23 protein-coding genes are annotated in these 21753 nt (G+C 60.9%); 13 read left to right on the forward strand and 10 right to left on the reverse strand.

Annotated features, from left to right (window positions below; translation table 11 throughout):
- The 8 genes from PH547_RS24990 to PH547_RS25025 form a co-directional block, all read left to right on the forward strand.
- Nucleotides 1-298: aldehyde dehydrogenase family protein (locus PH547_RS24990; RefSeq protein WP_285169667.1), on the forward strand; the 298-nt coding region annotated here is incomplete at its 5' end.
- A gap of 152 nt (nucleotides 299-450) precedes the next feature.
- On the forward strand, nucleotides 451-1857 hold the full coding sequence (locus tag PH547_RS24995; RefSeq protein ID WP_285169668.1) for a pyridoxal phosphate-dependent decarboxylase family protein: 1407 nt from the start codon (nucleotides 451-453) through the stop codon (nucleotides 1855-1857).
- Nucleotides 1858-1911: 54 nt separating this feature from the next.
- Nucleotides 1912-2742, forward strand: coding sequence for a fumarylacetoacetate hydrolase family protein (locus PH547_RS25000; protein WP_483315580.1), 831 nt, complete (start codon nucleotides 1912-1914; stop codon nucleotides 2740-2742).
- Nucleotides 2742-3545 carry a 2-oxo-hept-4-ene-1,7-dioate hydratase gene (gene hpaH, locus PH547_RS25005; protein WP_285169670.1) on the forward strand — a complete coding sequence of 268 codons (804 nt, stop codon included), beginning with the start codon at nucleotides 2742-2744 and terminating at the stop codon, nucleotides 3543-3545. The genes PH547_RS25000 and hpaH overlap by 1 nt, the downstream gene beginning before the upstream one ends.
- An 11-nt stretch (nucleotides 3546-3556) precedes the next feature.
- Nucleotides 3557-4363: a 4-hydroxy-2-oxoheptanedioate aldolase gene (hpaI, locus tag PH547_RS25010; RefSeq protein WP_285169671.1), complete on the forward strand. Its 807-nt coding sequence runs from the start codon at nucleotides 3557-3559 to the stop codon at nucleotides 4361-4363.
- A gap of 165 nt (nucleotides 4364-4528) precedes the next feature.
- The gene (locus tag PH547_RS25015; protein WP_285169672.1) at nucleotides 4529-5317 is read left to right on the forward strand and encodes an SDR family NAD(P)-dependent oxidoreductase; all 789 of its coding nucleotides are present in this window, start codon (nucleotides 4529-4531) and stop codon (nucleotides 5315-5317) included.
- 16 nt (nucleotides 5318-5333) lie between these two features.
- Entirely contained in the window at nucleotides 5334-6113 is a 780-nt protein-coding gene (locus tag PH547_RS25020; RefSeq protein ID WP_285169673.1) for a MoaF C-terminal domain-containing protein, read from the forward strand.
- Between the two features lie 7 nt (nucleotides 6114-6120).
- Nucleotides 6121-6510, forward strand: coding sequence for a nuclear transport factor 2 family protein (locus PH547_RS25025; protein WP_285169674.1), 390 nt, complete (start codon nucleotides 6121-6123; stop codon nucleotides 6508-6510).
- 41 nt (nucleotides 6511-6551) lie between these two features.
- Here PH547_RS25025 and PH547_RS25030 read toward each other — a convergent pair whose 3' ends face one another.
- From PH547_RS25030 to hpaR, 10 genes are all read right to left on the reverse strand, one after another.
- A complete protein-coding gene (locus PH547_RS25030) occupies nucleotides 6552-7496 on the reverse strand; it encodes an AraC-like ligand-binding domain-containing protein (RefSeq protein WP_104826031.1) in 945 nt (314 codons plus the stop codon).
- A 38-nt stretch (nucleotides 7497-7534) separates the two neighbouring features.
- A complete protein-coding gene (locus tag PH547_RS25035; RefSeq protein ID WP_104826030.1) occupies nucleotides 7535-8251 on the reverse strand; it encodes an ABC transporter ATP-binding protein in 717 nt (238 codons plus the stop codon).
- 1 nt (nucleotide 8252) lies between these two features.
- Complete coding sequence (locus PH547_RS25040; RefSeq protein ID WP_285169675.1) at nucleotides 8253-8957, reverse strand: ABC transporter ATP-binding protein; 705 nt, start codon at nucleotides 8955-8957, stop codon at nucleotides 8253-8255.
- Nucleotides 8954-9991, reverse strand: coding sequence for a branched-chain amino acid ABC transporter permease (locus tag PH547_RS25045; protein ID WP_285169676.1), 1038 nt, complete (start codon nucleotides 9989-9991; stop codon nucleotides 8954-8956). The genes PH547_RS25040 and PH547_RS25045 overlap by 4 nt, the downstream gene beginning before the upstream one ends.
- Nucleotides 9988-10854, reverse strand: a complete 867-nt coding sequence (locus PH547_RS25050; RefSeq protein WP_285169677.1) for a branched-chain amino acid ABC transporter permease — start codon at nucleotides 10852-10854, stop codon at nucleotides 9988-9990. Before PH547_RS25050 ends, PH547_RS25045 begins: the two co-directional genes overlap by 4 nt.
- Before the next feature lie 68 nt (nucleotides 10855-10922).
- Nucleotides 10923-12176: an ABC transporter substrate-binding protein gene (locus PH547_RS25055; RefSeq protein WP_285169678.1), complete on the reverse strand. Its 1254-nt coding sequence runs from the start codon at nucleotides 12174-12176 to the stop codon at nucleotides 10923-10925.
- A gap of 59 nt (nucleotides 12177-12235) precedes the next feature.
- Nucleotides 12236-13831: a GMC family oxidoreductase gene (locus PH547_RS25060; RefSeq protein ID WP_285169679.1), complete on the reverse strand. Its 1596-nt coding sequence runs from the start codon at nucleotides 13829-13831 to the stop codon at nucleotides 12236-12238.
- 3 nt (nucleotides 13832-13834) lie between these two features.
- Nucleotides 13835-15241: an aldehyde dehydrogenase family protein gene (locus PH547_RS25065; protein WP_285169681.1), complete on the reverse strand. Its 1407-nt coding sequence runs from the start codon at nucleotides 15239-15241 to the stop codon at nucleotides 13835-13837.
- 102 nt (nucleotides 15242-15343) lie between these two features.
- A complete protein-coding gene (locus tag PH547_RS25070; protein ID WP_285169682.1) occupies nucleotides 15344-16330 on the reverse strand; it encodes a helix-turn-helix domain-containing protein in 987 nt (328 codons plus the stop codon).
- A 110-nt stretch (nucleotides 16331-16440) separates the two neighbouring features.
- Nucleotides 16441-16962 carry a homoprotocatechuate degradation operon regulator HpaR gene (hpaR, locus tag PH547_RS25075; RefSeq protein WP_285169683.1) on the reverse strand — a complete coding sequence of 174 codons (522 nt, stop codon included), beginning with the start codon at nucleotides 16960-16962 and terminating at the stop codon, nucleotides 16441-16443.
- A gap of 297 nt (nucleotides 16963-17259) precedes the next feature.
- Between hpaR and PH547_RS25080 the strand changes: the two genes are divergently transcribed.
- From PH547_RS25080 to PH547_RS25100, 5 genes are all read left to right on the forward strand, one after another.
- Nucleotides 17260-17562 (forward strand): DUF982 domain-containing protein, encoded by a 303-nt coding sequence (locus PH547_RS25080; protein ID WP_104826021.1) that lies wholly within the window; start codon nucleotides 17260-17262, stop codon nucleotides 17560-17562.
- A 123-nt stretch (nucleotides 17563-17685) separates the two neighbouring features.
- The gene (locus PH547_RS25085) at nucleotides 17686-18714 is read left to right on the forward strand and encodes an NADP-dependent oxidoreductase (RefSeq protein ID WP_104827817.1); all 1029 of its coding nucleotides are present in this window, start codon (nucleotides 17686-17688) and stop codon (nucleotides 18712-18714) included.
- Nucleotides 18715-18916: 202 nt separating this feature from the next.
- On the forward strand, nucleotides 18917-19930 hold the full coding sequence (gene tauA / locus PH547_RS25090; protein WP_104826020.1) for a taurine ABC transporter substrate-binding protein: 1014 nt from the start codon (nucleotides 18917-18919) through the stop codon (nucleotides 19928-19930).
- Nucleotides 19931-19985: 55 nt separating this feature from the next.
- Complete coding sequence (locus PH547_RS25095) at nucleotides 19986-20774, forward strand: taurine ABC transporter ATP-binding protein (protein ID WP_104826019.1); 789 nt, start codon at nucleotides 19986-19988, stop codon at nucleotides 20772-20774.
- Nucleotides 20771-21625: an ABC transporter permease subunit gene (locus PH547_RS25100; RefSeq protein ID WP_104826018.1), complete on the forward strand. Its 855-nt coding sequence runs from the start codon at nucleotides 20771-20773 to the stop codon at nucleotides 21623-21625. Before PH547_RS25095 ends, PH547_RS25100 begins: the two co-directional genes overlap by 4 nt.
- The last annotated feature ends 128 nt before the right edge of the window (nucleotides 21626-21753 follow it).

Consider the following 21753-nt stretch of genomic DNA (forward strand, 5'->3'; position numbering starts at 1 on the left):
GACTTTCGGACCGGTGGCTCCGCTCTTCCGCTTCAAGGATGAGGCCGATGTCATTGCCCAGGCCAACGACACCGAATTCGGTCTTGCCTCCTATTTCTATGCCAAGGATCTCGCCCGCGTCTTCCGCGTCGCAGAAGCGCTCGAATACGGCATGGTCGGCGTCAATACCGGCCTGATCTCGACGGCCGAAGCGCCATTCGGCGGCGTCAAACTCTCCGGTCTCGGCCGCGAGGGATCGCGCTACGGCATCGAGGAGTTCACCGAAATCAAATATGTCTGCCTCGGCGGCGTCGTCTGAGGCCAAGGAAGGCCCGAGATAAGCATGACCCATCCCAGCTTTCGTCTCACGGCGAGGCTGCAGCAATTGAAAGAGCCGGCTGTTCGCCGTGGAACATTGCGCAGGGGATGGCACAGCGCCGAGACAACGCAGTACCAAATAGGGAATGATATATGGACAGCGAAGAATTCCGTCATTGGTCTCGAAAAGTCGCCGACTGGGGCACCGATTATCGCGCGGGCCTGCGCGAGCGGCCGGTACGGGCGCAAACGAAGCCTGGCGACATCGCCCGGCAAATCGCTGATGCGGCACCAGAAGCGGGCGAGGCCATGGAGGCGATCTTCGCCGATTTCGAGCGCATCATTCCGGATGGTCTGACGCACTGGCAGCACCCTCGCTTCTTCGCCTATTTCCCGGCAAATGCCGCACCAGTCTCGGTGATCGCAGACTATCTCGTCACCTCCATTGCTGCGCAGTGCATGCTGTGGCAGACATCGCCGGCGGCGACAGAGCTTGAAACTCGCGTGGTCGACTGGCTGCGACAAGCTATGGGACTTCCGAATGGTTTTGCCGGTGTCATCCAGGATTCCGCCTCAACTGCGACGCTCGCAGCCGTCCTTGTGATGCGCGAAAAAGCTCTCGGCTGGAAGGGCAACAGCGAGGGGCTTTCAGCGCACAAGGCCGTACGCGTCTATGCCTCCAAACAGGTGCACACCTCCATTGACCGGGCGATCTGGATAGCCGGCATCGGCGAGGCGAATCTCGTGCGCGTTCCCACCAAGGGTCCGCTCAACGGCATGGACCCTGAAGCGCTCGATGCCGCGATCAAGGCCGACCTTGCCGCCGGCCATATTCCGGCCGGCGTCATCGCCTGCACGGGCGGCACCTCTATCGGCGCCTGCGACCCGATCCGCGCCGTTGCGGAAGTCGTGAAGGCGCACGGGCTCTACCTGCATGTCGACGCCGCCTGGGCCGGCTCCGCGATGATTTGCCCGGAGTTCCGTCGGCTTTGGGATGGTGTCGAGGCTGCGGACTCCATCGTCTTCAACCCTCACAAATGGCTCGGTGCCAATTTCGATTGCTCGGTACAGTTCATCCGCAGCCCGGAAGACCAGGTACGCACGCTCGCCATTCAGCCGGAATACCTGAAGACGCATGGCCATGACGGCATCATCGACTACTCCGAATGGTCCGTGCCGCTCGGCCGTCGTTTTCGCGCGCTGAAACTCTGGTTTCTCATGCGCTATCACGGGCTTGAAGGGCTGCGCACAATGATCCGCAACCATGTGGCCTGGTCGGAAGAACTGGCAAAACGACTTGCCGCCGAGCCGGATTTCGAACTCGTTAGCGAACCGGTGCTCTCGCTCTTCTCCTTCCGCCACAAAGGCGGTGAGGACGTCGACCGGCACAATATTGCGCTGGTCAACGCCATCAACGACGATGGCCGCATCTATCTCACGCAAACACGCGTCGACGGGCGTATCGCTATTCGCTTCCAGGCAGGCCAGTTCGAGATGACCCGCGATGACGCCGACATGGCCTTCACGGTGATCACCGAGATTGCCCGCAGTTTGACATAGGAGACCATTTTGACCGAACGGCCCCGCCTCGCCAGCTTTTCTCACCACGGCACCCTGAAATATGGTCTCGTCAAGACCGATGGTGTCGTCGACCTCTCTGCCCGCCATGGCGCAACATGGCCGACGCTCCGCGAAGTCATCGAGGCCGGTCGCCTCGCTCAACTCGCCGAGGAAGGCAAGGCGCTGAAGCCGGATTTCGCGTTCGACGACATCCGCTTCGAAATTCCCATTCCGTCGCCGGAAAAGATCATTTGCGTCGGGGTTAACTTCCCCGACCGCAACGAGGAATACAAGGATGGGCAGGCGGCCCCTTCCAACCCTTCCCTCTTCATCCGCTTTCCGCGGTCGTTCACTGGGCATGATCAGCCCTTGATCCGACCGCCGGAAAGCCCGCAGCTAGACTATGAAGGCGAGATCGTCATCATCATCGGCAGGGGTGGTCGCCGGATCGCCGAAGCCGATGCCTTCTCCCATATCGCGGCTTTGTCGCTCTGCAATGAGGGCACGATCCGCGACTGGGTGCGCCATGCGAAATTCAACGTCACCCAGGGCAAGAACTTCGATCGCACCGGCGCGATCGGGCCCTGGCTGATCCCCTTCACCGATGCAGCACAGCTTGAAGACATCGAGCTTAAGACTCGCGTCAACGGCGAAGTGCGCCAGAGCGACCACACGAGCCGGATGATCTTCTCCTTCCGCAAGATCATCAACTACATCTCTACCTTCACCACGCTCGTCCCCGGCGACGTCATCGTCACGGGCACGCCGACCGGCGCCGGCGCCCGCTTCGATCCGCCGATCTGGCTGAAACCCGGCGATGTCGTCGAAGTCGAAGCCGACGGCCTCGGTATCCTGAAGAACACGATCGCCGACGAGGTGCTCTGATGCTGTCCCATGACGAAATCCAGGCAGCCGCCGAAAGCCTCGATCAGGCAGAGCGGACCCGTGTCCAGACCGGGCTTCTCTCGCTCAAGCACCCGCAAATGACCATGGACGATTCCTATGCCGTCCAGAGCGCCTGGGTGAAAAAGAAGATTGCGAGCGGCCGCAAGCCAATCGGCTGGAAGATCGGGCTGACGTCGAAGGCGATGCAATATGCCCTCAACATCAATATTCCCGATTCCGGCGTGCTCTTCGACGATATGGTCTTCGAGGATGGTGCGACCGTACCGGCCGATCGCTTCATCCAGCCGCGCATCGAGGCCGAGATCGCCTTCGTGATGAAGGCTCCACTCAAGGGGCCTGATATCTCGATCTTCGATGTGCTGAATGCCACCGACTACGTGACGCCTGCCCTCGAAATCCTGGATACCCGTATCCTCCGGGTCGATCCGGAGACGAAGAAGGTGCGCACCATCGTCGACACCATCTCCGACAACGCCGCCAATGCCGGCATCGTCACCGGTGGTCGCGCCGTGCGGCCGGACCAGATCGACATGCGCTGGATGGGCGCGATCGTCAGCCGCAATGCCGAGGTCGAGGAAACCGGCCTTGGCGCCGGCGTGCTCAACCAGCCCGCACGCGGCATCGCCTGGCTTGCCAATCGACTGTCGCAATATGGCGATGGCATCGAAGCCGGCCAGATCGTGCTCGCCGGCTCCTTCATCCGCCCGATCGAGGCGCGGCACGGCGACACGATCAATGCCGATTTCGGTCCCTACGGCTCGGTCAGCCTGTTCTTTGCATGAGGGAGTGCAGCATGCCGGCGCCCAAGAATCTTTTCAAACAGGCCCTGAGGGAAGGGCGGGCGCAGATCGGCCTCTGGCAGGCGCTTGCCAATGCCTACACCGTCGAGATCTGCGCCGGCGCCGGATACGACTGGCTGCTGCTCGACGCCGAGCATGCGCCGAATGATGTGCCGCTTCTCGTGTCGCAATTGCAGGCGATGAAGGGCACTGCCAGCCATGCGGTGATCCGCCCGCCGATCGGCGAGACCTGGATCATCAAGCAGATGCTCGATATCGGCGCTCAGACCCTGCTGATCCCGATGGTCGACAGCAAGGAGATGGCCGAAGCCATGGTCAGGGCAGTGCGATATCCGCCGCATGGCGTGCGCGGTGTCGGTGCTGCCCTTGCCCGCGCTTCCGCCTTTAACCGTATTCCGGACTATCTGCCGACGGCGAATGACGAGATCTGTCTGCTCCTGCAGGTGGAAAACCGCGCCGGGCTTGCCGCGCTCGATGACATCGCCTCGACCGAGGGCGTCGATGGAATCTTCATCGGCCCCGCCGATCTCGCCGCAGATATGGGCTATCTCGGCAAGCCGGGCGCACCTGAAGTGCAGGCAGAAGTCGAAAAGGCGCTTGCGAAGATCCAGTCGCATGGCAAGGCGGCCGGCATCCTGATCGGCGACCTCTCGCTTGCGAAACGCTATCTCGAACTTGGCGCGACCTTCGTCGCGATTGGCAACGACGTCACCCTGCTTGCCAATGCCACGACCAAGCTCCTGGATGATTTCAAGAAGGCTGATGCCGCCAAGCCGCCGGCGGACGCAAAAGTCTACTGATTTCCTGAACCTCCTCGGACATTGCACGTTTGGCTGCTTCCAATCGTGGGGATTCCCCACGCGCGGGCTGCATTGTGCACGCTCAGTCAAAACAGACTGCAGAGCTGGACGCGACGCCTCCAGACACACCGGTCATCATGAGCCGGAAAGCCAGGAGGAGGAAACATGCGTTTCAAGAACAAGACCGCCTTGATCACCGGCGGCGGCACGGGCATCGGAGCGGCGGTCGCGCGCCGCATCCGGCAAGAGGGCGGCAATGTCGCACTCGTAGGTCGCCGTCCTGAACCGCTTCGCGCCGTTGCCGAAGAGATCGGCGCTGCCGTCGTCGTGGCTGATGCGGCCGATAGCGCCGCCATGAAAGCGGCTGTCGAAAAGGTCGTAGAAACCTTCGGAGGCCTCGATATCCTCATTGCCAATGCCGGCGGTCACGGCGTTGGGCCGACGGTCAGCATGTCGGACGAAACATGGGACCTCGCCGTCCGCCTCAATCTCAACACCGCCTTCGTCAGTGCCCGTGAATCCCTGCCGCATCTCATCAGGAGCCGGGGCAACATCGTCGTCCTCGCCTCGATTGCCGGGCTCTTCGCCGGGCCGGATGCGGCGGGCTACGTCACCATGAAGCATGGCTGCATCGGCCTCGCGAAATCTCTGGCCCGCGACTATGGCCGCAAGGGCGTGCGCACCAACAGCGTGTGCCCCGGCTGGGTCACGACAGCCATGGCCGACGAGCAGATGGAATTCATCGTCGAGAAATACAAGCTGAGCAGCATCGAGGAGGCCTACGCGCTCGTCACCAAGGACGTACCGCTTGGCCGGCCGGCGACCGCCGAGGATGTCGCCAATGCCGTCTGCTTCCTGGCTTCGGGCGAAGCATCGATGATCAACGGCGCGGTCCTAACCGTCGACGGCGGCGCCGGCACGGTCGATCTGCCGACCTTGGCATTTGCAGAATAACAGGGAGGAGACACTGATGAACCAGAATCCCAAGGACTGGAAAACCTACGACGAATTCGCCTATGGCATCGATACGAACCGCCTGCCTGCAACGGAGGCCCTGACCGGATCGTCTCACAGGATCTCGTTCGACGACGGTCGCACGCTGGAGCTTGCCTTTGTGAAGGGCGAAGTCAGATGGTCCGACGGCAAGGACGGTGGCACCGACATGTCCGAGGTGATCGAAGTAGCGCCGAAGACCTATTTCGTCGAGATCATCTTTGCCGGTCGCCCCAAGGAGGCCGAGACGCTGATCCTCAACACCGAAACGCGCCGCGTGCTTTCCATCTACTCCATCGTTCGGGATCTCAAGGATTCTGTCGGCGAGCCGCAGGTCGCACAGATCTTCCGGCCCGGCGTCATCGAGGGCGGTGCGGCGAGCGGGCTGGTGCCGCATGAGAGCCGCGATCTGATCGGGCTGAGGGCACATTTCACCTACAGTCCCAACCACGTCTACGAGCACACCTATCTCTCGTCTGAGCGCTATGCTTGGCAATGCCTTGTCGGCGTTCAACGCGGCCACGGCGACGTTGATCTCACCACGACCTATAAGTTCGACGACAACCTCTACATCTTCACTTTCCGCGAATTCAAGATCGCGGTCGCATCCACTTTTTTCTATAATTTCAATGACATGCGCTCTACAGGCAAGTTCCTGGGTATCACCGGCGACGGCCGCATCCAGAACAGCCCGGCCGGCGCCTTCATTCGCAAGGCGTCGATGACCTATTACCTGCCCGGCCAAGAACCTGTGTGAGGACGCCATGCGCAAAGCATTCGATATCGTAAAGGCGCATTACGACGCCAACGACCGCCGCGACGTGGATGGCATGCTCGCCGACATCGCCTCCGATTGCCGCTGGACGGAGATGGATGGCTTTCCCTGCGCCGGCACCTATGTCGGCCCGCAGGAAATCTTCAAGAACGTCTTCCAGGCGCTCGGGCGAGCCTTCGACGGATACACCTTCACGCTCGAACGTCTTCTCGACGCCGGTGACGAGGTCGTTGCCGTCGGAGGTTATAGCGGCACGAACAAGCAGACCGGAAAGGCCTTCAAAGCCCGTGTCGTGCATGTCTGGGGCGTGGCAGGAGGCAAGATCCGGCGTTTCGAGCAGTTCACGGATACGCTGAGGGTGGCCGAATCGATGCGATGAGGAACAAGATGGCTCGGCTCCAGCCGGGCCACCTTATCCGTCTAGGACATCCTGGCCTTGCGCCATTGCGACGGCGAAACACCGTAGCGATGGCGGAATGCGCGCGAAAAATGCGCGCTGGAGGAAAAGCCGAGAGCAAAGGCAATCTCGGATATTTCTCCCGCATAGCCGTCGGCGTCCTGCAACTGTGCCGCAGCTTTCTGCACGCGCAGATCCCAGATGTAATCCGAAGGAGTCAGGCACTCGACCTCGAATGCACGGTAGACGTAACGTACCGAGCAGCCCATGCGGCGCGCGATCATCGTTACCGTCAGATCCGGCCATTCGAGATTGATATCGATGAAATCCTTGATCCGCTGCAGCAGCACACCCAGCGGATTGGCAACCGGCCTAGCCTGTTGCTGATCGGCGCCAATCATGGTGCGCACGAGCTCGATCATGGTCTGGCCGACACTCGAACGCCGAGCCTCGTCAAGATGATCGATCTCATGGAAGGTCGAGTCCATGAGCGCGAGCAAAATTCGGCACATGCCGTCTTGCTCGGCATGGACAGTGAAAGGCTGTGCCAATCGTTCCACGGCCGCATGGGGCAGCGCGTGGCGCGGCAATTGCAACAGCAATTGGCGAACCGGCGTGCTGTTCGTCAGCATATAGGGGCGGCTGGGGTCGTAGATGACAAGCGCATTCCGCGAGACCGGGGCATGCAATCCGCCCTGTGCGAGCGAGGCGCTGCCTTCCGTCTGCACGATCAGCTTGATCGCGTCAGGATTATCAGGTGCCGCCATCACACAATCGCCGAACACGACATGCCGATCCGCCTCCAGCCGTGTCAGCCGGCAAGTGCCCAACATGGCCGAGATCAGCCGGCTCTTTTCTTCATCTGCGGTGCCGAAATCGAGCCGGACATTGCCGAAGAGATTGCGTGCCAGCCCCGCAAACGCTCGACCGCTGGCGCTGTCGACATGCCGATGAAGTGCTGCGGCCATGATTGCTGTCCTCAAAAAGGCGAAATATTTTCGTCGCTTCAGCTTGCCAGATAAGCGCCATGCAGAATGTCCGGCTGGGCCTTGAGCGTCGCGGCGGTGCCGGAAAAGACGAGGCGCCCGCGCTCCAAAACAAGAGCCTGATCGGCCAGATCGAGCGCGAGATTGGCAAACTGCTCGATCAGCAGGACGCCGATGCCGCGGTGGGCGGCGATTTTCAGCGCCTCGGCCAGCCGCTTGACGACGGCCGGCGCCAGGCCGAGCGATAGTTCGTCGACGATCATGAAGCGGGGTTTGGCAATAAAGGCCTGCGCCATGGCCACCATCTGCTTCTGACCGCCGGAAAGATCCGACGCCGACTGGCGCCGCCGCTCCGAAAGTTCCGGAAAAATCTCATAGGCATGCGCCAGACCTTCCCGCCGCGCAGCAGCTGATCCCTCAAGCGCCGCGACGAGAATATTATCTTCGACGGAAAGCTGCCCGAGCACGCGATGCCCTTCCGGCACGAGCGCAAGACCAGCCCGGCGAATGCGGTCGGGCGAAAACCCTTCGAACGCTGTGATGCCCAGGCGCACGGAACCGCCACGCGGCAGGACGCCCGCCATGGCCATGACCGTGCTCGACTTGCCGGACCCGTTGGCGCCGAGCAACGTCGTGATCTTCCCGGCCGCGACCGAAAAAGAAACGTCATGAATGACGCGCTTGCCGCCGCGCTCGACGACGAGATTTTCGACGCTGACTTCGGATGCGATGCCCATGTCAAAATTCCCCCAGATAGGCGCGCCGCACGTTCGGATCGGCCAGCACGGCCTGCGTTGGGCCGAGCGCCAGGAGCTTGCCGTAATCGAGCACCATGGTTTCGCCGCACATGGACCGGATGAGATCGACGTCATGGTCGATGATCAGCACCTGCGCCCGGAACTCCGCCGGAATGCGCAGCACCATTTCGCGAAAGGCTCTGCCTTCCTCTTCGGTCAGGCCTGCGGCCGGCTCGTCGAGCAGAATGAGTTTCGGCTCGCCGACTACGCATTTTGCCAACTCGACGAGGCGGCGCTGGAAAAGATTGAGGGATTGGCCGAGCCGATCGGCAACATCCGTCAGGCCGACAAAGGTAAGAGCCTGGTCGATCGCACGAGTATGATGCCCGGTGCTAACGACATGATCGGCGATTGCGGCGATGTTACCGGCAACCGTCAGATCCTCGACCACCTGCTCCGTCTGGAATGAACGGCGCAAGCCGGAACGCACCCGCTGCAGTGGCGTCAGCGGCAGCAACGCCCGCTCGCCAAGCGAGACTGTGCCGTGGATGGGTTTCACGAACCCGGAGAGTACGTTGAGCAACGTCGTCTTGCCCGCACCATTCGGGCCGATGAGTCCGGCGACAGGCGCTGTCAGCACGGCGCTGAGCTCATTGATCGGCCTGATACCACCGAATTGGACGATGAGATTGTCGATCTTGATCATCCTGCCCTCCCCCGGGAAAGAGCGGCATTCAGCCGGGCAATGAGAACCGATATCTGACCGGCAATGCCTGTCGGCGCGGTCGCCAGCGCATGGAACAGGGCGACGCCGAAGATCCCGATCGTGACATAGCCGTCAATGCCAAGGTCGGTCAGCAGTGCAGGTACTGCACGCAGCAGCAGGCCCGCAATGACGGCGCCGTACCAATTGAAGACACCGCCGACGATGGCGAGGGCGAAGAGGTTGAGGCTTTCGAAGGCACCGAAGGCGCGCCCGTCAAGCTGGCCGACATTGCCCGCCAGCAAACCGCCAGCAAGGCCGGCGAGAAAGCCGCTCAATGCAAATGCCCAGGCCTTGTAGATCAGCACATTGACGCCGCTTGCAACAGCAACCGTCTCGCCCTTGCGGATAAGCGCCCAAGCGCGGCCGGGATGGGCGAGCTTATGCCACTGCGCGATTAGCAGGCCGATTGCCGCTACCGCACAGACATAGAGGAAATAGGAGACTTCGCCATCGGCGATTGCCGGCCGTGCCAGCATCGCGCGGCCAGAACCATCCGCCCGACCCAGGAAACCGAGACCGCCATCGGGGAAGCCCCAGGCACTGATGACGATCTGGAAGGCGCCGGCCAGCATCAGCGTCACGAGCGCGAGATAGAGGCCACGCAGGCGCAGTGCCGGCACGCCGAATGCCAGTCCCACCACCGAAGCGACGACACCGCCCGCAAGCAGGCTCAATTCGAACGGCGGATGAAAAGCGTGCCCGACGCGAAGCGTCACCCAGCCGCCGACACCGACAAGCGCAAACTGGCAAAGGGAGACCAGACCAAGCTGACCATAGAGAATGGCAAGGCCCGCAACGGACAGCGACAAAGCGACCGCGGATGTTGCGGCGGACAGCCAGAAGGAATTGGCAAGGCAGGCGACGAGGATCGAAAAGACCAACATCGTCACGGGCGCATGAAGAAGCTGCTTGGGCAGGCGCACCATCGATATGCCTTCGGCGGTTGGGTCGATTGTTTGCTGCTGAATGCTCATCGGTCCTTCAACGCGACTTTCGCGGTGCCTCCCAGGATGGTGACTGCGATAAGCGCGATGACAAACGGTGCCGCTGCGCGATAGGGCGATATCCAGGCGATCGGCGTCAGCACGGCTTCGGCGATGCCGATCAGAATGCCAGCAACGGCCGTTTGCCACAGCGACTGCAACTGGCCGAGGATCGCAGCCGCGATTGCAGGTATGACCAGCAAGGTCAGAAAGGTTCCCTGCAGCCGGACGAGATCGGCCAGCAACAGGCCGGCAAAGCCCGAGAAGATGCCGGTCATGATCCAGGCAGCGGTCTCCGTATAAAGGATGCGCACGCCGAGAATGGCGCTGAGATCACGATCATTGGCAAGCGCGCGCATGTCGAGGCCCAGGCGCGTGCGGGTCAAAAGCAGCGTAATGGCAACGACCATGACGACGGCGAGGATGATGGCGATGATGCGCGTGAAGGTGAGGCGCACAGCGAAAATCGACACGAACATCTGGTCGGTCGGAAACTGCAGGCGACGCGGCAACTCGCCCCAGATGACGCCCATAATCGCGATCAGGATCAGCGCAGGCGCCAAGGTGCCGACGGCGCGCACGACGATATCGCGATGCGACAGCATGGGCGCGAATATCCGGCCATAGAGAAAGCTGATCGCCGTCGAGACGGCAACGGCGGCGAGGATGGCGACGGCGAGCGGCATCTTCCACTCCAGCAATTGCCACGCGCAATGCGCACCGATAGCGCCAACGGCACCGAATGCGAAGTTGAGTACGCCGGTCGCCCGAAACAGGACGACAAGTCCGACGCCGGACAGCGCATAGACAGCGCCAATGCCCAGCCCGGAAATGACGAAGGGTAGAAGATTCATTGAATCGATCCTTTCGGGTCGCTCGGCTCCGCGACGTCCGCCGCGGAACCGATGGCAAGCGTCAGGGCTCAGTTGATGCCGGCGGACTTTTCGAAGGCGCGGATGTCCTTCAGCTCCGGATCAGGCGACGGAGCGCAATCGGAGACGACCTTCCACTTTCCGCCCTCGGCGACGGCCATGCGCGTCGTCGAATTGGCGTTGTGGCGCGGCTGGCCATCACCGAAGTACCAGGGAGCGCAGAAGATATCGCTCTTGAAGTCCTTGATCCGGCGCACGGCGGCAGAGGCGGTCTCGCGATCGATCTTGCCTGGATCGAGCGTCATCAGCGCCGTTTCGGCGATGCGCGCCGCCAGATAACCGGCCTGGGCAAAGGTGTCGCGCGGGTCCGACTTCTGGCCGTACTGGTCCATGACGGCGAGCCAGTTCTGATTGTCCGGCGTCGTTGCCTCGAGATCATTGAATTCCATGTTGACATAAAACTTGCCGTCCCAACCCGAGCCGATGGTCGATGGAACCGAAAGATCATAGGCAGAGGCGGCGCTGAGGAAGGTGATCGTCTGATTGAGGCCCTGCTCTTCGGCAGCCGTCAGCAGCGGCACGGTCACGCCCTTCGACAGGCCGAGCACGATGACATCAGGCTTGCTCGAAGCCGCCTGCAGGATGATCGACGTGGCGTCGGCCGAGCCCGGATCCATCAGGATCGTCTGCGCGGCAAAACCCTTTTCCTTGGCGAGCAGCATCACGCCGTCGCAGGACCAGGTGCCGACATTCGGAATGTTCGGGCCGATGCAGACGACCGACTTGGCATTCAGCTTGTCGAGCGCATAGCCCATCGCGCCGAGCATCGAGACGCGCGGTCCGGCATTGGTCGGCGCATAATTTTCAGCAAAATAGCACTCACGCGGCACACCGACGCCGGCGACGACAAGAATGCCCGACTTCTTGTAGAAATCGGCGTTCGCACCGCACTCGACATAGCTGGAATTGCCGACCATCAGCACGGCCTTCTGGTCGTTGACGAGCTTTGCCGCCAGTTGCGCGGCGATCTCCGGGTTCCACTGATCGTCCTCGACCAGATATTTAACCGGTCGGCCCTTGATGCCGCCATTGGCGTTCAGGCAATCGAAATAGGCCTTTGCCGCCTTGGTGGAATTGGAAAAATCGTCGGGTCCGGTCTTGCCGGTAATGGCGCCGATGACGATCGGCTCGCCCGTTGCCGGCTTGCCGCTATTATCGCCGCAGGATGCGGCCGCATGTGCGCTGAACGCAGAAACCAGCGTCAGCAAAAGGCCGATTGCCAGCCCTCTCAGATTGATACGCATTGTCTCCTCCAGTTTGTTGTCCCGCTCCCCACGGGCTCTTTGCTTCCCCAATTTCCGGCTCAGCTGGAAATCGCCTTTCCTGTCATGAAGGCAGCAGCCTTTGCCGCGATCATCATCGTCGGGGCATTGGTGTTGCCCGACACAAGGGTCGGCATGACCGAGGCATCACAGACGCGCAGCCCCTCGATCCCACGCACCTTCAGGTCCGGCCCGACAACGGCCATGCGATCGTCCGCCCGGCCCATGCGCGCCGTTCCAGCCGGATGGAACACGGTCTTGCAGGATTGACGGATGTAATCGCGCAGTGCTTCGGGATCCTTCTCGACCCCCGGCTTCGGCAGCACCCGGCGCTTGACCAGCTTGGCAAGGGCCGGCGCATCGAGAATGCGGATCGCCGTTTCGACACCGCGCACCAAAGTTTCAAGATCGGCGGGATCGGAAAGCAGATTGGCGTTGAAATCCGTCTGCTCGTTCGGATTGGCGCTCTTCAGCCGTATCCAACCGCGCGAGCGCGGCCGCAGATAACATGGTCCGATGCTGAGGCCGTGACCTGGCTCCGGATCGCGGTCGACGAAGCCGATCAGGACCGGCAGAACGTGGAACTGCACATCCGGCTGCCCCGTGCCGGCGGTGTCGACGAAACCGCCGCACTCGACGACGTTCGACGACAACAGCCCACGATGCGAGGTCAGATAGCGCAGCATGTGACCGGCAGCCCGAAGGCCCTTGTCATGACCGAGGATCGAAATCGGCTCCCGCGTCTCACCCTGCACCGGAACTTCCAGATGATCCTGATAATTGCTCCCTACACCGGGCAGGTCCGCCACGACCTTGATGCCGAGTGAGGAGAGATGCCCGCCATCGCCGATGCCGGACAATTGCAGGATCTTCGGCGTTGCGATGGCGCCGGCGGTGAGCGCGATCTCGCGGGATGCCTTGAATATCGTACCGTCGAGCAGCTCGACGCCGACGGCCTTCTGCCCCTCGAACAGGATGCGGGCGACCTTGCGCTCCGTCAGCACGGTCAGGTTCGGCCGCTTCTCCGCCTCGCGTAGGAAGGCTTGGGCCGAACTCCAGCGTCGGCCGCCATAGGTCGTGCTTTGGTAGAAGCCGACGCCGGCCTGATCCGCGCCGTTGAAATCGTTATTATGAGGAATGCCGATCTCAGTCGCCGCCTTGACGAAGGCCTCGCTTAGCGGATGGCGGTGGCGGGGATCGGAAACGCGCAAGCTGCCCTTGCTGCCGTGGTATTCGCCGTTCAGCCGCTCGTTGTTTTCCAGCGAGCGGAAGGCCGGAAGCACATCCTCGTAGGACCAGCCCTGGCAGCCCATCTGCGACCAGGTATCGTAGTCGTTGCGATGGCCGCGAATATAGATCATCGCATTCACCGAGCTGCCGCCACCCAGCACATTGCCTTGCGGCACGATGCTCGGCCGGCCATTCAAACCCTTATCAGGGTTCGAGGCATAGGGATGAATATCGATGCCCTTGCCCAGGACCTTGAAGAAGGTCGCGGGGATATGGATCCAGGGATCGGAATCCCGACGCCCCGACTCGATCAGCAGCACCTTATGCGCCGGATTTTCCGAAAGCCGGTTTGCCAGTACGCAACCCGATGAGCCGCCGCCGACGATGATATAATCGTAAGTCGTCATGGCTCAGCTCAACACCGTCTGGATTGTCGTGAATTCCTTCAGTCCTTCCACGCCGAACTCGACGCCGATGCCGGACTGCTTCACGCCGCCGAAAGGTGCGTTCGGCTGGATCGTGCCGTGCTTGTTGATCCAGACCGAACCGCATTCGAGCTGCACGGCATAGGGCTTCGCCTTCTCCGCATCGGAGGACCAGACGGAACCGCCGAGACCGGCCGGGTTCTGATTGGCGCGGGCGACGACCTCGTCGATGTCGCTATAGCGGATGATCGGCAGGGCCGGACCGAATTGCTCCTCATCGACCAGCCGCACGCCATGGTCGACATCGGCAACGAGCGTGATCGGATAGAAATAGCCCGGGCGATCCATTGGCGCACCGCCGGTCAGGATGCGGCCGCCACGGGCACGCGCATCCTCGACCAGTTCGCGCACCTTGTTGAATTGCATCTCGTTCTGTATCGGCCCAAGGATGCTCGCCTCGTCCAGGCCATCACCGACGACGATCTTGGAAGCGTAATCAGCAAGGCCGTGGCAGACCTCTTCATAGATGCTGTCGTGCACATAGAGACGCTTCAGCGCCGCGCAGGTCTGACCGTTATTGATGAAGGCGCCCCAGAAGAGACCTTCGACGATAGCCTTGGGATCGGCATCGGGCAGGACGATGCCGGCATCATTGCCGCCGAGCTCCAGCGTCAGCCGCTTCAGGGTCGCGACCGCCGATGCCATGACCTTCTTGCCGGTTTCCGTCGAGCCGGTGAAGATCATCTTGGCGACGCCCGGATGGGCGGAGAGTGCTGCGCCGATGCTGTTTTCGCCGGTGACGATATTGACGACGCCGGGCGGCAGGACCTCGTTCATGATCTCGACGAGGCGGATCGTCGAAAGCGGGGTCAGGGGCGACGGCTTGATGACGACCGTGTTGCCGGCACGCACGGCCGGAACGATATGCCAGCAGGCGATCATCACTGGCCAGTTCCAGGGCGTGATCGAACCGACGACGCCGATCGGCTTGCGATGCAGCTCGACACGGCCTTCATTATCGTCCTGCAGGACCTCAACGGGCAGGTCGAGCTCGGCGGTATGGCGGGTCCAGGCGAGCGCGGCGCCGATCTCAAAGCGTGAGCCGAGGCCATTGAGCGGCTTGCCCTGCTCCCGCGTGAGGATCTGGGCAAGTTCCTCGGCATGTTCGTCGATCTTCTCCGCCATGTCGCGGCAAGCCTTGGCGCGCTCTTCGCTCGAAACTTGCGACCACGTCTTGAAGGCGGTGGCGGCGGCCGCAACGGCCTGATCGAGGTCTGCTTCGCCGGCAAGCGGCATATGACCGACCACCTCGCCATTCGACGGATTTGCGACCGGTGCATGATGGGACGTGGCAACAGGCTCGCCACCGATAAGCAGGGTATACTGCTTCACGACATTCTCCTCCCGTGACTTTCGGGAGGACTATGGCCGTTGCCGCAAAACTCGTCTTGGGGAGAAACGCGCCTCGTCTTGGACTGGAGCGCAGAGTATGCCTCAGTCCAATTTATAGGCGGGTTCGGCAGAGCGAAGCAATTCGCTCGGCGCACAATCGAACAGCTCTTTGAAGCTGCGATTGAAGTAGGAAATGTCGTTGAATCCGGCCGAATAGGCGACTTCGGCGATGGTCGTCTGGTTGCGCTGCTCCTTGAGCTGCTCGATCTTTTCGCGTGCGAAGCGCAGCCGCTTGTCGCGGATGACGGTCGTGCAGGTCATGCCCATGCCCTGGAAATCCTGCTGCAGGGTGCGGATCGACACGCCAAGCCTCGTCGCGAGCCACTTGGCATTCAGATCGCTGTCGGTCAGATGCTTGTCGATGAGAATATCGACCATTTGCATACGTTTGCTGGCGCTGTCGTGCAGCGAATTCAGGCTCGCCGTCTGAATACCCGTCGACAGAAACGCTTGGCGTGTCGTGTCGAACATGAGTTGGCGAAGGAACGGCGAGGCTGCTTCGCTGTCCGGCGTGGTCATCATCTTGGTGATCAGCGCGCGCAGCATCATCGCCATCGGATCGGTCGCAATCAGCTTTCGCGCCACGTCGAAATCGATCCTGCTGTCCGAATACATCAATTGCCGCGGCAGGTGCAGAGACAGATGATTGGAGAAATGGCCCCGGAAATAAAATGTCGTCGGTCGCGTAGAGTCCACGAGAATGCATTCGCCGACATCGAGGATGTTCTGTTGACCGGAATGTTCCACGCCGCAAGCACCCTCGAGCTGCAGGATCAGGAACAGATGCTCGTTGGCATCGCGGCGAATATCGTCCCAATCGCGGTGAACATAGTCGAGATCATTTGAAACATGGGCGAACTCCATGCCGCACACGTCGATCCGGCTCGCCGTACCGACCACCCTGTCGCCGCGGCTCATCGTATGCGCGTTGAAATTCCCACAGATGCTTTGAAGCTCATCCACCCATTGATCGTAAGGCGTCGGTGACCAAGCCCGATCCACGAGGCTGCGGTTCTGCAACAGGTCCAACTCTGCCTCCCAACAGTGTCAGCATGGTTTGAGACTGCAGCAGCCCAGGCAGATCGTCAACCATTTATTTAACACATTAATTAAGGGAGCCTGTGCGATGCTTGAAGCACTCACTCTTCGCCGCCCGCATCTCCTTCGAGCTTGAGCGCCGCCAGCTCGTCCAGCATATCCAACAATTGTTCGACGCGCTGCGGACCGAAGCGCTCGCCTATATCGGCATAGACCTTCAAACTCTCCGGCATGACCGCATCGATCAATGCGCGCCCTGCAGGCGTGATCCGCATCAAAACCCGTCGACCGTCAGCCTTGTCCTTATGCTTCGTGATGAAACCGCGCTCCTCCAACGAGCGAATCATACGCGTCAGGCTCGGCGCCAAGATAGAAGCCTTGTCCGCCACTTCGCTTGCATCGAGTGTACCAGCTTCAAACAGCACGCGGATGACCCGCCACTGCTGCTCGGTTACGTCATGCGCCGCCAAGATCGGCCGGAAGTGACTCATCACCGCTTCACGGGCGCGCAACAGCCCGATCGTCAAGGATCTCCGCCGCTCTTGCAGCGACTGGCCCATCGATGACGAGGGTGTTTGGGATTCATCCTGCTGCCCATTCTTCATGCGGGTTCTATCTTGCATTTCGGCCGATCGCGCCATTGTGGAATTTCGATCCTTTCCGAGCTTCGTGAAGCCGTTGGAAATCATACGGATAAGTTCATCAACATAGAAAGGAGTGATCACAAGCTCAACTCAGAAACAAGCAGGCCATGTTGAAAGGCTGCGTTTTCGATCGCATCGAGACCAGCCGTAAACGGAAACAGTTTTTAAGTAGCCATCAGGATGATCGTTGGGAGTACGAGCCAGACCCACCTCCACATCTTGGCGACCCATAGGAACAAAAATCCCTTTGTTGCCGTTTTAGCGCAGAGGTAGATCATGTTAACGCATGAAACATGGCAGGAGCCCGTAAGCCTGGAACTACACCGGATCGGCGAGTTTCGAACGATCAGGAGCAGTTTGGAAGCACTCGATTGTCTGTCGACGGATTGGCCCGCCGAAGAAGATCAGGCTTATGAGGATGCGTTGATGATCTGTCGCGCCGCAGTCGAAGGCAAATCCACTCCTGAGCTTGCGAGAGACGCCTTCATCGTCGCGGCGTACGAAGCCCGCATCTACATGAAGCTCGGTTGTTTCATCCCAGATTTTGTCACTATCGAGCCACCGAAAGCGCTATTCTGAAATCGCGATCGGCGCCCGCCCTGCATATCGTCCTTGATCGGCGCTGCGAAAGTGGTCTTGCCCGTCCTCGAACGAACCTCATATTTTGCCTACAAGCGAAAGTCAGAGCGAGGAAACATGATCATGGCCAGCCTGCCCGTTACCACACGCATCGTCCTTGCATCACGCCCATCCGGAAAGCCCGTAGCGGCGAATTTCCGGGTCGAGCAAGAAACGCTCCGGGATCTCGCCGAGGGCGAAGTGCTTCTCCAAATTCTTTATCTTTCCCTCGACCCCTATATGCGGGGCCGCATGGACGATGCAAAGTCCTATGCCAAGCCGGTCGAAATCGGCGACGTGATGGAAGGTGGAACGGTTGCCCGGGTCGTCAGCAGCCGCAATGCAACATTCAAGCCAGGGGATATCGTCCTTTCGCATTCCGGCTGGCAGAGCTATGCGATTTCAGACGGTACCGCATTGCGCAAGCTCGATCCCGAGGCGGCGCCGATCACGACCGCACTCGGCATTCTCGGAATGCCTGGCTTCACAGCCTATGCAGGGCTCCGCAATATCGGCAAACCGAAAGCCGGCGAAACACTTGTCGTCGCTGCGGCGAGTGGTGCTGTTGGCTCCGCCGTCGGCCAGATCGCCAGGATTTTCGGGGCGCGGGCTGTCGGAATAGCAGGCGGACGCGAGAAGTGCGAATATGTGCGCGAAGAACTCGGCTTCGACGCGGTGGTAGACCATCGTTCTGATGATTTTGCGGCAGAACTCGCCGCCGCCTGTCCGAAGGGGATCGATGTCTACTTCGAGAATGTCGGCGGCCACGTCTGGAGCGCGGTCTTTCCTCTGCTCAACGACTTTGCGCGCGTTCCGGTCTGCGGGCTGATCGCACACTACAACGAAACCGCTTCCGCCTCGAGCGGACATGATCAACTCCCCGTCGTGATGCGAGCCATTCTGCGCAAAAGCCTCACCATACGAGGCTTCATCCAGCGCGAATTCGCCGACCAGCGCCCTGACTTCTATCGCGAGGCCGGAACATGGATCGCCGACGGCCGGCTCAAATATAAGGAAGACATCGTGGACGGGCTCGAAAACGCTCCCTCGGCTTTTTTCGGTCTTCTGGAAGGAAGGAATTTTGGCAAGCTGATCGTCCGTGTCGCGTCGTGAGCATCAAGGTTTCTCCCTGAAGCGCAACAAGCCCCGCATCTCTTGGCCGCTCTGCGGATCGCACGAGCGGCAGAATCACGCAAACAATTGTCCCTATAGTCTATAAATATAGTTTGTTATTTCTCCCGATAGCCCGCTTTTTACCGTTACCCTTTTGACGGTGATATCAAGGGCCGTGCGGCCCTGAACAAAGGGGCTCAAAATGAATTTCAGGAACTTGATTGCGGCGATCGCTGTCGGCGTCGGCACTCTTACAACGGCGATCGTTGCCGATGCGGCGGACAAGAAGGTCGTCGTCGGCTATCAGACCGATGCCTTGCCCTCTTCCGTTGCGATCGCAAACGGCGAATTCGCCAAGGATACGGGATACGACATCGACTTCCGCAGGTTCAATTCGGGCGCCGAGATCTTCGCCGCCATTGCCTCCGGCGACGTTCAGGTCGGTTATGTCGGCTCCAGCCCGTTTGCGGCTGCGGTATCGCGCGGCCTCGAGGTCAAGGCCTTCTATCTCGCATCCATCTCGGGCATCGACGAGGCTCTTGTCGTGCGCAACGGTTCCGGGATCGAAAGCCTGAACGACCTGAAAGGCAAGAAGCTTGCCGCCGCGCCTGTCTCCACCGACCACTATCAGCTCCTGGCGCTCATCAAATCGCTGGGCCTGACCGAGAAGGACGTCCAGGTTTTCGCAATCCCTCAGCCCGAGATCGTCGCCAGCTATAACCGCGGCGACATCGATGGCGGCTTCGTCTGGGATCCGGCTCTGACCGAACTCAAGAAGAACGGAAAGGTCCTCGTGACCTCCAAGGATGTGGCGGACAAAGGCGCGCCGACCTTCTCAGCATGGGTCGCGACTTCGAAATTTGCCGCCGACAACCCGCAATTCCTGAAGGGTTTCGCTGCGGTCATCAACAAATATTACGCGTCCTTCGCCTCAGATAAGGCCGCCTGGGGTCCCGACAGTGATAACGCCAAGTCGCTCGCCAAACTCCTCGGCGGAACGCCCGAGCAGCAGGCCTCGGCCTTGAAGAACCTGACGCTGCTCACGCCTGAGGTCCAGGCATCGGATGCTTGGCTCGGCGGCGGGGAAAAGGCGGGGGCCGGCAAGATCCTCAAGGACACGGCATCGTTCCTGAAGGAGCAGGGCAAGGTGTCCGACGTGCTGGCGAATTATGGAGCCTTCGTAACCGCAGACGCACTCGCCAGCGTCAGCAACTGATCCTCCCTGACGCCGGCGCGACAGTCGCGCCGGCGTCGAACCCGCGAGCGCCAACATGCTTAAAGTCGATCACGCCAGCGTTTTCTTCGCAGCCCGTGACGGGCGGACCGTCCACGCGCTCGATCGCGTTTCCTTCGATATTCCCGAACGCGGCTTCGTCGTCGCACTCGGAGCCTCGGGATGCGGCAAATCCACCCTTCTCAACGCGATTGCCGGTTTCCTTCCGCTTTCCGATGGCCGGATAACACTCGATGGCCGCGCAGTCGCACGGCCGGGTGCCGATCGCGGCGTCGTCTTTCAGAAAGACTCGCTGCTGCCATGGAAGTCCGTTGTCGACAATGTCGCGCTCGGCCTGAAATTCGCCGGCGTCAACCGGAAGGAACGGCAAGCGCGTGCCTTGGAACTGCTGCGGCTCGTCGGTCTCGACGAATTCGCCGGCGCCTTTCCCTATGAGCTGTCGGGCGGCATGCGGCAGCGGGTCGGTATCGCACGCGCGCTCGCGACCAATCCCGACATCCTGCTGATGGACGAACCATTCGGCGCGCTCGACAGCCTGACACGCGAGCAGATGCAAGAGCTGCTGGTTTCCGTCTGGAATAAGACGGCAAAGAAGGTTTTCTTCATCACGCATTCGATCGAAGAGGCCTTGTTCCTGGGCACGCAGGTCCTGGTCATGTCACCTCGGCCGGGGCGCGTCGTTGCGCGCTTCGATCTCGATTTCGTCCGCCGCTTCGCCGAAACCGGCGATGCCCGCGCCATCAAGGCGTCGCCGGAATTTGCCGAGCTGCGCGAGGAGATCCGCGCCATCCTCCATAGCAGCGAAGATTTCAGGAGTGCCGCATGAGCGATATAGTCCAAGCCTCGCCGGTTGCGGCGTACAGAGAGGATCGCCAGGTCAAGCTGGTGAAGATGGCGAGCTTCGGTGCCGGGGAGAGGCCCACAGTCTTGATCAGCACTGTTACCGCCCTGGCCATATTGCTGTTGTGGTGGCTCGTATCCGCGCTCGGTGTTGTTTCCCACCTCTTCCTGCCGCGTCCGGGCGAAGTGCTGACGCAAATCGGTGTCATCTATCGCGACGGTTATGCCGGAGCGTCGCTTTCCGAGCATGTCTTTGCAAGCCTGTTCCGCATCGTGGTCGCAGCCTTCATCGCCATCTCCGCCGGCATTCCACTCGGATTGCTCATGGGTTTGAACCGCTGGGCAAAGGGGGTGCTGGATGCGCCGATCGAGTTCTACTGGCCGCTGCCGCCCCTCTCTTACCTGCCGCTGATGATCATCTGGCTCGGCATCGGCGAAACGTCGAAGATCACGCTGCTGGTGCTTGCGATGTTCGCACCAATCTGCCTCTCGGCCCAAGCGGGCGTTCGTTCGCTCCCGATCGAACGCGTCAATGCCGCGCGTTCGCTGGGCGCAAGCCGGCTGCAGCTCTTCATCGACATCGTGCTGCCGTCCGCCCTGCCCGAGATTCTCACCGGCATCCGAATTGCGCTTGGCGTCGGCTGGGGCACGCTGGTCGCCGCCGAATTGATCGCTTCCACACGCGGGATCGGCTTCATGATCATGTCAGCGTCGCAGTTCCTGGCGACCGACGTCGTCTTCGTGGGCATTGGCATCATCGCAATCTGCGCCTTCGCCTTCTCGGCCGCCATTCGCTTTCTGGAAGCTTTCCTCGTGCCCTGGAAGGGCAAACTGTAACCAGGGGCGGTTTTCCGTCGCTCTATTGAGTGGCCTCGACAGGGCGACTGATGGCTCCGGAATAACCCAGAGCCATCATTTCAGTGCATTCGCCTTCGGACGGACGCGGATGATCCCTATTTCACCCT

It is taken from the genome of Rhizobium cerradonense (assembly GCF_030182455.1).
Taxonomy (GTDB): domain Bacteria; phylum Pseudomonadota; class Alphaproteobacteria; order Rhizobiales; family Rhizobiaceae; genus Rhizobium.

Bases quoted from the DNA above. Each gene is read 5' to 3' on its own strand.
- PH547_RS24995 (WP_285169668.1), top strand. From the start codon at position 451: ATGGACAGCGAAGAATTCCGTCATTGGTCTCGAAAAGTCGCCGACTGG.
- hpaH (WP_285169670.1), top strand. From the start codon at position 2,742: ATGCTGTCCCATGACGAAATCCAGGCAGCCGCCGAAAGCCTCGATCAG.
- hpaI (WP_285169671.1), top strand. From the start codon at position 3,557: ATGCCGGCGCCCAAGAATCTTTTCAAACAGGCCCTGAGGGAAGGGCGG.
- PH547_RS25015 (WP_285169672.1), top strand. From the start codon at position 4,529: ATGCGTTTCAAGAACAAGACCGCCTTGATCACCGGCGGCGGCACGGGC.
- PH547_RS25020 (WP_285169673.1), top strand. From the start codon at position 5,334: ATGAACCAGAATCCCAAGGACTGGAAAACCTACGACGAATTCGCCTAT.
- PH547_RS25025 (WP_285169674.1), top strand. From the start codon at position 6,121: ATGCGCAAAGCATTCGATATCGTAAAGGCGCATTACGACGCCAACGAC.
- PH547_RS25030 (WP_104826031.1), bottom strand. From the start codon at position 7,496: ATGGCCGCAGCACTTCATCGGCATGTCGACAGCGCCAGCGGTCGAGCG.
- PH547_RS25035 (WP_104826030.1), bottom strand. From the start codon at position 8,251: ATGGGCATCGCATCCGAAGTCAGCGTCGAAAATCTCGTCGTCGAGCGC.
- PH547_RS25040 (WP_285169675.1), bottom strand. From the start codon at position 8,957: ATGATCAAGATCGACAATCTCATCGTCCAATTCGGTGGTATCAGGCCG.
- PH547_RS25045 (WP_285169676.1), bottom strand. From the start codon at position 9,991: ATGAGCATTCAGCAGCAAACAATCGACCCAACCGCCGAAGGCATATCG.
- PH547_RS25050 (WP_285169677.1), bottom strand. From the start codon at position 10,854: ATGAATCTTCTACCCTTCGTCATTTCCGGGCTGGGCATTGGCGCTGTC.
- PH547_RS25055 (WP_285169678.1), bottom strand. From the start codon at position 12,176: ATGCGTATCAATCTGAGAGGGCTGGCAATCGGCCTTTTGCTGACGCTG.
- PH547_RS25060 (WP_285169679.1), bottom strand. From the start codon at position 13,831: ATGACGACTTACGATTATATCATCGTCGGCGGCGGCTCATCGGGTTGC.
- hpaR (WP_285169683.1), bottom strand. From the start codon at position 16,962: ATGCAAGATAGAACCCGCATGAAGAATGGGCAGCAGGATGAATCCCAA.
- PH547_RS25080 (WP_104826021.1), top strand. From the start codon at position 17,260: ATGTTAACGCATGAAACATGGCAGGAGCCCGTAAGCCTGGAACTACAC.
- PH547_RS25085 (WP_104827817.1), top strand. From the start codon at position 17,686: ATGGCCAGCCTGCCCGTTACCACACGCATCGTCCTTGCATCACGCCCA.
- tauA (WP_104826020.1), top strand. From the start codon at position 18,917: ATGAATTTCAGGAACTTGATTGCGGCGATCGCTGTCGGCGTCGGCACT.
- PH547_RS25095 (WP_104826019.1), top strand. From the start codon at position 19,986: ATGCTTAAAGTCGATCACGCCAGCGTTTTCTTCGCAGCCCGTGACGGG.
- PH547_RS25100 (WP_104826018.1), top strand. From the start codon at position 20,771: ATGAGCGATATAGTCCAAGCCTCGCCGGTTGCGGCGTACAGAGAGGAT.